This window comes from Variovorax sp. PAMC26660 (assembly GCF_014302995.1).
Taxonomy (GTDB): domain Bacteria; phylum Pseudomonadota; class Gammaproteobacteria; order Burkholderiales; family Burkholderiaceae_C; genus Variovorax.
On sequence record NZ_CP060295.1, the window covers coordinates 1736149 to 1748132 of the forward strand.

Annotated in this window: 12 protein-coding genes; 8 read left to right on the forward strand and 4 right to left on the reverse strand. The window is 65.5% G+C overall.

Annotated elements, in window-relative coordinates; all coding sequences use genetic code 11:
* The first annotated feature begins 15 nt into the window (after positions 1–15).
* The 5 genes from H7F35_RS08340 to H7F35_RS08360 all read left to right on the forward strand — a co-directional run bounded on the left by H7F35_RS08340 (position 16) and on the right by H7F35_RS08360 (position 5036).
* Positions 16–879 carry a creatininase family protein gene (locus tag H7F35_RS08340; RefSeq protein ID WP_187112447.1) on the forward strand — a complete coding sequence of 288 codons (864 nt, stop codon included), beginning with the start codon at positions 16–18 and terminating at the stop codon, positions 877–879.
* Between the two features lie 84 nt (positions 880–963).
* Positions 964–1950, forward strand: coding sequence for an ABC transporter substrate-binding protein (locus H7F35_RS08345; RefSeq protein WP_187112448.1), 987 nt, complete (start codon positions 964–966; stop codon positions 1948–1950).
* Positions 1951–2011: 61 nt separating this feature from the next.
* Positions 2012–2851 carry an ABC transporter ATP-binding protein gene (locus H7F35_RS08350; RefSeq protein ID WP_187112449.1) on the forward strand — a complete coding sequence of 280 codons (840 nt, stop codon included), beginning with the start codon at positions 2012–2014 and terminating at the stop codon, positions 2849–2851.
* Entirely contained in the window at positions 2848–3654 is an 807-nt protein-coding gene (locus H7F35_RS08355) for an ABC transporter permease (RefSeq protein ID WP_187112450.1), read from the forward strand. Before H7F35_RS08350 ends, H7F35_RS08355 begins: the two co-directional genes overlap by 4 nt.
* An 8-nt stretch (positions 3655–3662) precedes the next feature.
* Positions 3663–5036 carry an FAD-binding oxidoreductase gene (locus H7F35_RS08360; protein WP_187112451.1) on the forward strand — a complete coding sequence of 458 codons (1374 nt, stop codon included), beginning with the start codon at positions 3663–3665 and terminating at the stop codon, positions 5034–5036.
* Positions 5037–5057: 21 nt separating this feature from the next.
* Here H7F35_RS08360 and lnt read toward each other — a convergent pair whose 3' ends face one another.
* From lnt to H7F35_RS08380, 4 genes are all read right to left on the reverse strand, one after another.
* Positions 5058–6653: an apolipoprotein N-acyltransferase gene (lnt, locus tag H7F35_RS08365; RefSeq protein ID WP_187112452.1), complete on the reverse strand. Its 1596-nt coding sequence runs from the start codon at positions 6651–6653 to the stop codon at positions 5058–5060.
* Entirely contained in the window at positions 6653–7531 is an 879-nt protein-coding gene (locus tag H7F35_RS08370) for an HlyC/CorC family transporter (protein ID WP_187112453.1), read from the reverse strand. The genes lnt and H7F35_RS08370 overlap by 1 nt, the downstream gene beginning before the upstream one ends.
* A gap of 88 nt (positions 7532–7619) precedes the next feature.
* Positions 7620–8348, reverse strand: a complete 729-nt coding sequence (locus H7F35_RS08375; protein ID WP_187112454.1) for a GNAT family N-acetyltransferase — start codon at positions 8346–8348, stop codon at positions 7620–7622.
* 109 nt (positions 8349–8457) lie between these two features.
* A complete protein-coding gene (locus tag H7F35_RS08380; protein ID WP_187112455.1) occupies positions 8458–8931 on the reverse strand; it encodes an Lrp/AsnC family transcriptional regulator in 474 nt (157 codons plus the stop codon).
* A gap of 146 nt (positions 8932–9077) precedes the next feature.
* Between H7F35_RS08380 and hppD the strand changes: the two genes are divergently transcribed.
* The 3 genes from hppD to phhA are packed head-to-tail and all read left to right on the forward strand — an operon-like array spanning position 9078 to position 11946.
* The gene (hppD, locus tag H7F35_RS08385; RefSeq protein ID WP_187112456.1) at positions 9078–10205 is read left to right on the forward strand and encodes a 4-hydroxyphenylpyruvate dioxygenase; all 1128 of its coding nucleotides are present in this window, start codon (positions 9078–9080) and stop codon (positions 10203–10205) included.
* A gap of 29 nt (positions 10206–10234) precedes the next feature.
* Positions 10235–11044, forward strand: coding sequence for a transporter substrate-binding domain-containing protein (locus tag H7F35_RS08390; protein WP_187112457.1), 810 nt, complete (start codon positions 10235–10237; stop codon positions 11042–11044).
* A gap of 14 nt (positions 11045–11058) precedes the next feature.
* Complete coding sequence (gene phhA, locus H7F35_RS08395; RefSeq protein WP_187112458.1) at positions 11059–11946, forward strand: phenylalanine 4-monooxygenase; 888 nt, start codon at positions 11059–11061, stop codon at positions 11944–11946.
* Positions 11947–11984 lie beyond the last annotated feature (38 nt).

Genomic DNA, 11984 nt, shown 5'->3' on the forward strand with positions numbered 1-11984 from the left:
AGAACAAGGACTCCCATGCTCCACGGCTACATCCCGCCCCACCGCTTCCTGCCCTACCTGAGCTGGACCGAAATCGCCGCGCTGCCCGATCGCGAGAACACGGTCATCGTGCTGCCCTGCGGCGCCATCGAGCAGCATGGCCCGCACCTGCCTTGCTCGGTCGACAGCGTGATCGCCTCGGGCGTGATGGGCAAGGCGCTCGAAAAGCTCCCCGCCGAGGTGCGCGCCTTCGCGCTGCCGACCATCACCTATGGCAAGTCGGAAGAGCACCTGCACTTCCCCGGCACGATGACGCTCACCGGCACCACGCTGCTGTCGACCGTGACCGAGATCGGCGAGTCGGTCTACCGCGCGGGCTTTCGCAAGCTGCTGTTCGCCAACGGCCACGGCGGCCAGCCGCAGGTGCTGGAGATGGCTGCACGCGAACTGCGGCTGCGGCATGGCGACTTCGTGGTGGTGCCGCATGGCGTGTCGCGCCTGCCGAATGCGTCGAGCAAGCAGATCAGCGACCAGGAAAAGCGCCTGTCGATGCACGCCGGCCATTCCGAAACCGCGCTGATGCTCGCGCTCGCGCCCGACACGGTGCACATGGAGCGCGCAGCCGCCAACTTTCCGCCGCCCTTCCCGATCAAGCTGCTGTCGGCCGACGGCCGCCCGGCCTGCGCATGGACCGCGCGCGACTTCGGCCCCAGCGGCGTCATCGGCGACCCCACCAGCGCCACGCGCGAACAGGGCGAAGAGATCCTGGACACGCTCTCCGACAGCTGGACGCAGGCACTGACCGAGCTGCATGCGCTGCGCTGGGTCGTGCGCGAGGAAGCCACCTGGGAGCGCGGGCACCAGCAGGGCTTCATCCAGCAGTCCTTCGTGCCGGCCTGAAGCGGCTTCGGCCCGCTCCTTGCATCGACCGATCCGCTCACCCCTTTTCCTTTTCTCAATCCAGTCCTTCGAGAGGTCCTCCCCATGCGCTCTTTCGCCCTGTCCATGGCCGGCGCCGCCGCCATCGCCTTCCTCGCCGCCGCCGCGCCCGCGCAGGCCGAGGACAAGTTCACCTACATGACCAACTGGTACGCGCAGGCCGAGCACGGCGGCTTCTACCAGGCACAGGCGCTGGGCATCTACAAGAAGTACGGCCTCGATGTGACCATCAAGATGGGCGGCCCGCAGGTCAACATCACGCAGATGATGGCGGCCGGCCAGGCCGACTGCATCATGGGTTCGAGCGACATCCAGATGATGCAGGTGCGCGAAGGCGGCGTGCCGGTGGTCAACGTGGCGGCCTTCTTCCAGAAAGACCCGCAGGTGCTGATCGCGCACGACGACGTGAAGAAGTTCGAGGACCTGAAGGGCAAGACACTGCTGATCGGCGCGCAGGCCAACCGCGGCTACTGGCCGTGGCTCAAGGCCAAGTTCGGCTTCACCGATGAGCAGACGCGGCCCTACACCTTCAACATCCAGCCCTTCGTGGCGGACAAGAACACCGCGCAGCAGGGCTACCTCACCTCGGAGCCCTACGCCATTCAGAAGGCCGGCGTGAAGAGCACGGTGCTGATGTTCAGCGACCACGGCTTCCCCGCGTATGCGACCACGGTGTCGTGCATGGAGAAGACGCTCAAGGACCGCAACAAGCAGGTGGCCGCCTTCGTGAAGGCCTCGGCCGAAGGCTGGAAGAGCTACCTGGCCGATCCGGCGCCCGCCAATGCGCTGATCAAGAAGGACAACCCCAACATGACCGACGACCAGTTGGCCTACAGCGTGGCCAAGCTCAAGGAGATGGGCATGGTCACCGGCGGCGACGCAGCCAAGCTGGGCATCGGCGTGATGACCGACGCGCGCTCCAAGGCGAGCTACGACTTCCTCGTGAGCGCGAAGCTGCTTGACCCGGCCAAGGTCGAACTGGCAAAGACCTACACGACCGAGTTCGTGAAAGACGCCAAGGTCTTGCCCTGACGCCCTTCAGCCCTGAAACCAGGCGGCCGCGCATTGCGGCCGTTCTCGAAAGGCCCCACGCATGAACCGCATCGAACCTCACACCCTGGCGCCACCGCCTGAACTCGCCCCTTCGGTGCCCGCCGTCGAAATACTTTCGGCCGAGAAGACTTACCCCAACGGCACGCAGGCACTGCTGCCGGTGGACCTGTCGATTGCAGAGGGCGAATTCGTCACGCTGCTGGGCCCGTCGGGCTGCGGCAAGAGCACGCTGCTCAAGATGGTGGCCGGCATGCTCGAAGCGAGCGATGGCCGTTTGCTGGTGTGGCGCAAGCCGGTGAGCCAGTTGCACGACAGCGCGCGCCGCATGTCCTTCGTGTTCCAGTCGCCCACGCTGATGCCTTGGGCCAGCGTGCAGACCAACGTGCGGCTGCCGCTCGACCTGGCCGGCGTGCCGCGCAAGGAGGCCGATGCGCGGGTGATGGAATCGCTCGCGCTGGTCGGCCTTGAAAAGTTCGCCGGCGCGCTGCCGCGTGCGCTGTCGGGCGGCATGCAGATGCGCGTGTCGATCGCGCGCGGGCTCGTCACGCAGCCCGATCTGCTGCTGATGGACGAGCCCTTCGGCGCGCTCGACGAGATCACGCGCCACAAGCTCGATGCCGACCTGCTGGAGCTGTGGCGCAAGAAGAAGCTCACGGTGATCTTCGTGACGCACTCGATCCATGAGGCGGTGTTTTTGTCGAGCCGCGTGGTGATGATGGCCGCGCGGCCGGGTCGCGTGGTCGAACAGTTCCGGATCGACGAGCCCTATCCGCGCAGCGCCGACTTCATGGTGACGCCCGAGTTCGCCCGCCATGCAAAGCAACTGCAGGACAGCCTGCTGCGCGCGAGCAGCCACGCCGACGAGGAGATCGCGCGATGAAGCACAGAACACCCTTGCTGAACCAGCCGCGCGCGCAGCGCGTGCTGTACCCGGTGCTGATCGGCGTGGTGCTGGTCGCGCTGTGGCAATGGCTGGTGGTGGCGATGGAGCTGCCGCCGTACCTGGTGCCCTCGCCCTTCCTCATGATGCAGACGCTGGTGACCGACTGGGCGCCGCTGGGCAGCGCGCTGCTGGTCACGCTCAAGATCACGGTGCTGTCGTTCGCGCTGGCCACGGTGGCGGGCGTGCTGATCTCGTTCCTGTTCGTGCAGAGCAAGCGCATCGAGACCGCGCTCTTTCCGTATGCGGTGCTGCTGCAGGTGACGCCCATCGTGGCGGTGGCGCCGCTCATCATCATCTGGGTGAAGAACCCGGTGGCCGCGATGACGGTGTGCGCGGCGCTGGTGGCGCTGTTCCCGATCATCAGCAACACCACGCTGGGCCTGCGCAGCATCGACCCCGACCTGCAGAGCTACTTCAAGCTCAACCGCGCGACGCGCTGGCAGCAACTGGTGCGGCTGCGCATTCCGAGCGCTCTGCCCTACTTCTTCGGCGGGCTGCGCATTTCCAGCGGCCTGGCGCTGATCGGCGCGGTGGTGGCGGAGTTCGTCGCGGGCACCGGTGGCTCGGGCGCGGGGCTGGCGTACCAGATCCTGCAGGCGGGCTTTCAACTGAACATTCCGCGCATGTTCGCCGCGCTGCTGCTGATTTCATTGACCGGTGTCGCGCTCTTCGTGCTGATGGCGTGGCTCACCAAGGTGGCGCTCGGCTCGTGGCATGCGAGCGAACTTTCCCAGGATTGAACTTGACCATGAACGCTCCCGTTTCTTCCATCGAGCAGTTGCTGCTCGAGTTGCCCGATCTGGACTGGATCACCGACGAAGGCCGCGTGACGCGGCTGTCGCAAGACTTCTCGTGGTTCAGCCCCGTGCTCAACCGCCAATTGAAGGACAAGCGCGCCGACGTGGTCGTGCGCCCGCGCACCGAGGACGAGATCCGCGCGGTGGTTGGGGCCTGCGCGCGCCGCAACGTGCCGATCACGATTCGCGGCAGCGGCACCGGCAACTACGGCCAGACCACGCCGCTGGCCGGCGGCGTGGTGCTCGACATGACGGGCTACAACGCCTTCCTCTGGGTGCAGCCCGGCGTGGCGCGCGCACAGGCCGGCATCCGCCTGGGCGAACTCGAAAAGCAGACAAAACCCTCGGGGCAGGAAATGCGCTGCGTGCCTTCCACCTACCGCAGCGCCACGCTGGGCGGGTTGTTCGGCGGCGGCTTCGGCGGCGTGGGTTCGATCAACTACGGGCCGCTCGGTGCGCCGGGCAACGTGCTGGGCATCCGCGCGATGACCATCGAGGCCGAGCCTCAGGTGGTCGAACTGCGCGGCGCCGATGCAATGCGCATGCACCATCTGTGGGGCACGAACGGCCTCGTGCTGGAACTGGAGATTGCACTGGCGCCCGCGCACCCGTGGCTCGAAACGCTGGTGACCTTCGACAACTTCGCCGATGCGCTGCACTTCGCCGACAAGCTCGCGAACGGGCCGGGCATCGTGAAGCGCGAGATTTCGTTCTTTGCCGCGCCCATCTCCGATCACCTGGCGCAACTGGCCGCGCACCTGCCCAAGGGCTGCCACACGGTGCTGTCGCTGGTGGCCGAATCGTGCGAGCCGGCTCTGCTGCAGTTGGTCGAGGCGCATGGCGGCACGGTGGGCTACCGCAAGACCGCGGCAGAGGTGCAGAAGAGCAACCGCACGCTGATGGAGTTCACCTGGAACCACACGACGTTGCATGCGCTGAAGATCGACCCTTCGTTGACCTACCTGCAGAGCGGCTTCATCCCCGGCAAGCATGTGGAACAGATCATCGAGATGGAAGCGTTGCTGGGCGGCGAGGTGATGATGCACATCGAGTTCATCCGCAACGTGGCGGGCCTGATGACCTGCAGCGGGCTTCAGTTGGTGCGCTTCAGCACGGAAGAGCGGCTCGCGGAAATCATCGACATCCATCGCGCGCACCAGGTGCACATCAACAACCCGCACGTGAACATCGTCGAGGACGGCAAGGCCGGCGGGCCACTGCCGCCGGAGGTCATCGAGGTAAAGAGGCGCTTCGATCCGCTGGGGCTGCTGAACCCGGGAAAGTTGCGCGACTGGCCTGTGAAGGCCGCGGCGGCCATCGCCTGACGACAGCCGCCGCGCGCGGCTTCAGCCTTGGCGGCGGCGCAGCAGGAATGCGGCCGCCACGATGGCGAGTGCCCCGATCCACAACGGCCACAGGCCGAAGGGTGCCACCCAGCGCGCATAGGGCGTGAGGCCGCGGCGGCCTTCGACGCTCGCTTCGAGCACGCCGCGTGTGAGGCGCGGCAGTTCGTGCGTCACGCGGCCTTCGGCGTCGATCACGACGGTAGCGCCGGTGTTGGTGGAGCGCACCATCGGCCGGGCGAATTCGAGCGCGCGCATGCGCGAGATGGACAGGTGCTCGTCGATGGCGACCGAGTCGCCGAACCACGCGATGTTGCTCACGTTGAGCAGGATGGTCGGTGCGGTCGCCTCGTCGCGGAAGTTCGCGCCGATCTCGTCGCCGAACAAATCTTCGTAGCAGATGTTCGGCGCGATGCGCTGGCCCTTCCAGAGGAAAGGCGCCTGCGCGAGGCCGCCGCGCTCGAAGTCGCCGAGCGGGATGTTCATCATCTGGATGAACCAGCGAAAGCCCGTGGGGATGAATTCGCCGAAAGGCACCAGGTGGTGCTTGCTGTACTGATAGACCTGCGATGCACCGGGCTGGAAGCCGAGCACCGAGTTGCTGTACGTGCCCTGGCCGCCCGATCCGTTCATGGGCAGGCCGACGATAGCGGCCTGCGTGCCCTGGCTGTAGCGGGCCTGAATCGCTTCCAGGTAACCGACCGGCAACTGCTGCGGCAGCAGGGGCAAGGCGGTTTCAGGCGTCACCACGAGCGAGGCTTTGGCATCGCGCAGTTGTTCGCCGTACCAGTGCAACGCGGTTTCGATGCCGCCACCCGGAACGAATTTCTCGTCCTGCGGGATGTTGCCTTGCAGGAGCGCGATCTGCAGGTTGCCGGCCGAGCCCTTGGCGGCTTGCACATCGGCGCGAAGCGGCGCGATCAGGTGCGGCGCGACGAACACCAGCGCGATCAACACCAGCGCCGGCGCGATTTCAAGACCACGGATCGGCCGATGCAGCGCGACCAGAGCAACGACCAGTGCGGCCGCGGCGCCGACGCCATAGACACCGACCCACGGCGCGAGCGCGGCCAGCGGGCCTTCGACATGCGCGTAGCCGCCGGCACCCCAGGGAAAACCGGTGAACCAGCTCCCGCGCACGAGTTCGGCCAGCGTCCAGAGCGCCGCGAAGACCAGCGCGCCCGCCACCCGACCCTTCGGCCCGCGCACGACGAACCATGCACTTGCAGCCGCGTAGTAAAGCCCGAGCGCCGCGGCCAGCGCCAGCACCGCGATGACCGCCAGCGGTGCGGGCAGCCCGCCGTAGGTGTGCAGCGAGATGAAGAGCCACCAGAAGCTGCCGGCGAGCCAGGCGGTCGAGAAGAGCCAGCCATGCAGCCCGGCGCGGCGCCAACCCGCGCCTTGGACGCGCAGGCTGTCGAGCAGCCAGACCAGTGCACCCAGCGACAGCAGTTGCAGCCACCACAGGGGCTTGCCGCCCATGGGAGAGGCCATGGAAACAGCCTGTGCCACGCCGGCGATGCCGAAGCCCAGCAGGCGGAACAGATTGACGGGGGAGAAAGGCGAAACGCGTTGCGTCGCCGCTGCAGGCAGCGGCATCAATCGGCCGCGTCGCCGCCACGGGCCGGCGACACCTTGAACCAGCGCACCGCGCCGCCCTTGGTGTGCAGCACCACGAAGTCGAAGCCGCCCATCGCATGGTGCTCGCCGCGCTTGGGCACGTGGCCCATCTCGTGCGCGACCAGGCCGCCGATGGTGTCGAAGTCTTCGCTGAGCTGCTCTTCGTCGAAGGTGATGCCGAAGGCTTCAGCCACGCGCTCGATGGGGGTGTCGCCCGAGACGCGGTAGGTGTGGTCGGCCAGGCCGAAGATGTCGCCCTCGTCTTCGGCAATGTCGAATTCGTCCTCGATCTCGCCGACGATCTGTTCGAGCACGTCCTCGATGGTGATGAGGCCGGCCACGCGGCCGAACTCGTCGATGACGATGGCCAGGTGATTGCGGTTGCCGCGGAACTCGCGCAGCAGGTCGTTCAGGCCCTTGCTCTCGGGCACGAAGGTCGCGGGCCGCAGCAGCGCCCGGATGTTCAGGCCCGGCGCGCGCTGCAGCTTGAGCAGGTCCTTCGCCAGCAGGATGCCGATGATGTTTTCTTTTTCGCCCTCATACACCGGGAAGCGCGAGTGCGCGGTGTCGATGATGAGGTGAAGCAGCGCATCGAAGGGCGCGTCGATGTTGATGGCGTCCATGCGCGGCGCCGCGACCATCACGTCGCCGGCCGTCATGTCGGCCATGCGCAGCACGCCTTCGAGCATCACGCGCGACTCGGCGCCGATCACCTCGTTGTCCTCGGCGTCCGCCAAGGTTTCGATCAGCTCGTCGCGCGAGTCAGGACCGGGGTGGATGAATTCGGCTAGCTTCTGGAGAAAGCCGCGCTTGTCTTCCCGTTCTACGGGTGCGCGTTCAGGGTGAGGGTCGGCCACTGCGGGAGGGCGGAGTTGAGGAAGGGCAAGGATACCGGATTGCGTGTGACAGGCTCCACCACGCGGCCGGCATAGGCCGTCCGGCCTCTCAGGGCGACGACTTGTTGCGGGCTTCGCGGATGCCGCTGCGCACTTCCTGCACGCTCGCAAGGAAGGCCCAGAACTGCTTGGCGCGGCTCTTGAGATGGAAGTCGACCGCGGCGTAATGCTCCAGGGCGATCTCGCTCATGCGGCTGTCGAAGGTGGCGCTGGGCAACTGCAGATGGGCTTCGGCTTCCGAGCCACTGCGCACCACGGTCGCGCCGGCGTTGCGGGCGATCTTGAGCATGGCGGCGTTTTCGCTCAGCGCATGAATGAAGAGCATGCCCACGCCTTCGTTGCGGGCGACCACCACGGCGCGCTCGAACAGGCGGGCGCCATAGCCACGGCCACGGGCGTGCGCCGAGACGGAAACGCCGAACTCGGCGCAGTCGCTGTGCTGGTCGCCGGGCGCAAAGGCCAGGTGCGCCATTGCAATCAGGTCGAGGCGGCGGTTGTAGATGCCAAACAGCTCGTCGCGGTCGAAGTCGAGGCCGTCGACGTAGCGCTGGACTTGCTCGTCGGCGGCCGCGTAGCCGAAGCGCAGGTAGCGATCGTGCGGCGTAAGCGCCAGCAGGTGGGCCGCGATGCGCTCTCGTTCGCGCGGGCCGATCGAGCGGATCGGCACCATGACGGGCTGGGGCGCAGGCGTAGCGCGTGGCTGGGTCTCAACCATTGGCGCTTTCAGGAAAGAGCCAAGGCCGAGAGACGCTTTGAGAAGGGTCTTGGCGGTAAGCATGGCTCAAATGTAAGGGTTTTCCCTTAATCAACAAGCCAGCAGGGACACTTACAGGACACATTCGTGACCCAATACCAGAGCCCGTGGCGCCCATGCAACCGCGTTGTGGCTAAACAGGCACAGCTGTTGTGGCCTTGACACGGTCCAGCACGAAGCTGGTCTTGCAGTCCTGCACGCTGGGGTGCTTGAGCAGGGTGTCCATGATGAAGCGGCTGTAGTGGGCCATGTCGGCCACTACGACACGCAGCAGGTAGTCCATGTCGCCAGTGAGCGCGGCGCATTCGACCACCTCGGGCCATGTCTGCACGCTGGCGCGGAACAAATCCATCGGGTTGCGCTTGTGGCTCTCGGTGTGCTTTTCGAGCCTCACGTTGAGGTACGCGGTCAGCCCCAGGCCGATGGATTCGGGCTGGACCAGGGCGACGTAGCGGTCGATCACCCGGCTCTCTTCGAGCCGCTTGACCCGCCGCAGCACGGCACTGGGCGACAGGCTGACCTGCTCGGCGAGCTGATCGTAGGTGGCGCGCCCGTCTGCTTGCAGCGTGCGCAGAATGAGCCTATCAATCTTGTCCAGTGCTTCCATTTCGCTATTTTTGCAGTTTTATTGCGCAAGAGCCACTCTTAACGCCCAAAGACGCTGAAAACTTGAGAGCCATCCAACCTACATTGCAGCACTGGCCGATTTCGCGCCTTATTCATTGAAATTCCCCACCTTTTCGGAGACCGCACATGAGCCAAGCCGACGCACCCGCCTTCACGCCCTGGGAGAACCCCATGGGCACCGATGGCTTCGAATTCATTGAATACGCGGCACCGGACCCGGTCGCCATGGGCAAGGTGTTCGAGCGCATGGGCTTCACGGCCGTGGCCAAGCACCGCCACAAGAACGTGTTGCTGTACCGCCAGGGCACGATCAACTTCATCCTGAATGCAGAGCCTGACTCCTTCGCGCAGAAATTCGCACGCGAGCACGGCCCGAGCGTGTGCGCCATCGCCTTCCGCGTGCAGGATGCCAAGCAGGCCTACGAACGCGCCACGGCACTCGGCGCATGGGGCTTTGCCGACAAGGCCGGCCCTGGAGAGCTGAACATTCCCGCCATCAAGGGCATTGGCGACAGCCTGATCTACCTGGTGGACCGCTGGCCCGGCAAGAACGGCGCGAAGCCCGGCGACATCGGCAACATCGGCTTCTACGACGTCGATTTCGAGGCCTTGCCTGGCATTGCACCGGAGCAGGCACTTTCGCCGTTCGGCAACGGCCTGACCTACATCGACCACCTGACGCACAACGTCTACCGCGGCCGGATGAACGTCTGGGCCGGTTTCTACGAAAAGCTCTTCAGCTTCCGCGAGATCAAGTACTTCGACATCGAAGGCCAGGTGACGGGCGTGAAGAGCAAGGCCATGACCAGCCCCTGCGGCAAGATCCGCATCCCGATCAACGAAGAGGGCAAGGAACAGGCCGGCCAGATCCAGGAGTACCTGGACATGTACAAGGGCGAAGGCATTCAGCACATCGCCATGGGCTCGGACGATCTGTACGCCACCGTCGACGCACTGCGCGCCAAGGGCGTGACGCTGCTCGACACCATCGACACGTATTACGAACTGGTCGACAAGCGCATTCCAGAGCACGGCGAGAGCGTTGCCGAATTGCAAAAGCGCAAGATCCTGATCGACGGCAAGAAGGACGCGCTTCTGCTGCAGATCTTCAGCGAGAACCAGCTCGGCCCGATCTTCTTCGAGTTCATCCAGCGCAAGGGCGACGACGGCTTCGGCAACGGCAACTTCAAGGCGCTGTTCGAGAGCATCGAGCTCGACCAGATGCGCCGTGGCGTGTTGAGCGCCGCAAAATAAGGGCCTCTTCACTGCTTCAGGAGCCCGGCATGCGCAGCACGTCTTCGATCGGTCTGACCTTCATCGCGGCGGCTGCCGCCGTTCTTTCGGGTTGCGCCATGCCGCCATCGACACCGGCGGCAACGCCGGTGTCCGGCTCGCACCTGGACGCGGTGCAGAAGGCCGCCGTGCTGCGCATCTGCACGCCGGGCGACTACAAGCCCTTCAGCTTCCAGAAGACGGATGCCTCTTTCGAGGGCATCGACGTCGACCTCATGACGGGCTTCAGCGCCAGCCTTGGCGCGAAGCCGGAATGGATCAAGACCACCTGGGCCAACCTGCTGCCCGACCTTGCCGCCGGCAAGTGCGACATCGCGGTGGGTGGCGTGTCGGTCACCACCGACCGGCAAAAACGCGCCTTCTTCAGCGCCCCCTACATGGTCAACGGCAAGACGCCGATTGCGCGCTGCGCCGACGTGGCCAAGTACCAGAGCGTGGCCGCCATCGACAAGCCGTCGACCCGCGTGATCTTCAACCCGGGCGGCAGCAACGAGCGCTTTGCGCGTACCAATTTCAAGCAGGCCAAGCTGACGCTGCACGGCGAGAACGTGACGATCTTCGACGAGATCCTTGCCAATCGAGCCGACGTGTTCGTGACCGAAGCGGCCGAGGCCATCACGCAGCAAAAGCTCAAGCCGGGCCTGTGCGCGATCAATCCCGACAAGCCGCTGCAGTACGGCGAAATGGCCTGGATGCTGCCGCGCGACGACGTGGCCTTCAAGTCGTATGTCGACCAATGGCTGCACCTGCAGCAAGCCGGCGGCGACTTCCAGCGCGTGATGGACCGCTGGCTCAAATAACCCAAGAAACACTCATGGACACCCCTGCCGCCGCTGTTGTCACCTCTGCCGTCACCCCTGCTGTGTACGGCGCCTCGGACCGCCCGCCCCGCGGCGATTACTCACGCGGCGGCACGGTGCTGGGCGACTACACCTGCCCGCAGGACTGGGCCAGCTACACGGCGGCCGACCACGACACCTACAGGCGGCTCTACGAACGCCAGGCCGCGCAGTTGCCGGGGCTGGCCTGCGACGCCTTCATCAAGGCACTACCGTCGCTGGGCGTGAAGGACCGCATCCCGCGCTTCGACGAGATCAACGACCGGCTGCACCGCGCAACGGGCTGGGAGATCGTGGCGGTGCCAGGGCTGATTCCGGAACTGCCGTTTTTTACGCTGCTCGCGAATCGCAAGTTTCCGGTGACGGACTGGATCCGCAAGCCGGAAGAGTTCGACTACATCGTCGAGCCTGATGTGTTCCACGACCTGTTCGGCCACGTGCCGATGCTGTTCGACCCGACCTTTGCCGACTATGTGCAGCGCTATGGCGCCGGCGGCATCAAGGCGCACGAGCTGGACGCGGGCGAGAAGCTGTCGCGGCTGTACTGGTACACGGTGGAATTCGGTTTGATTCGCCAACCGGACGGCCTGCGCGCCTATGGCGCCGGCATCCTGAGCTCAGTGGGCGAACTGAAGCATGCCGTGCTCAGCGACGAGCCACGCCGGCTGCCGCTGGATCTGCTGCGCGCCATGCGCACGCGCTACAAGATCGACACCTACCAAAGCAACTACTTCGTGATCGACAGCTTTGCGCAGCTCTTCCATCTCACGGCACCCGATTTCGCCCCGTTGTACGAATCGCTGAAGGTGGTGAGCGACATCGAGGCCGGGGTGTTGCTGGCGGGCGAGTCCGGCAAAGCCTGAGTCTTTCACCCGCAGCCAATCGCCGCGCGGCTATCGCG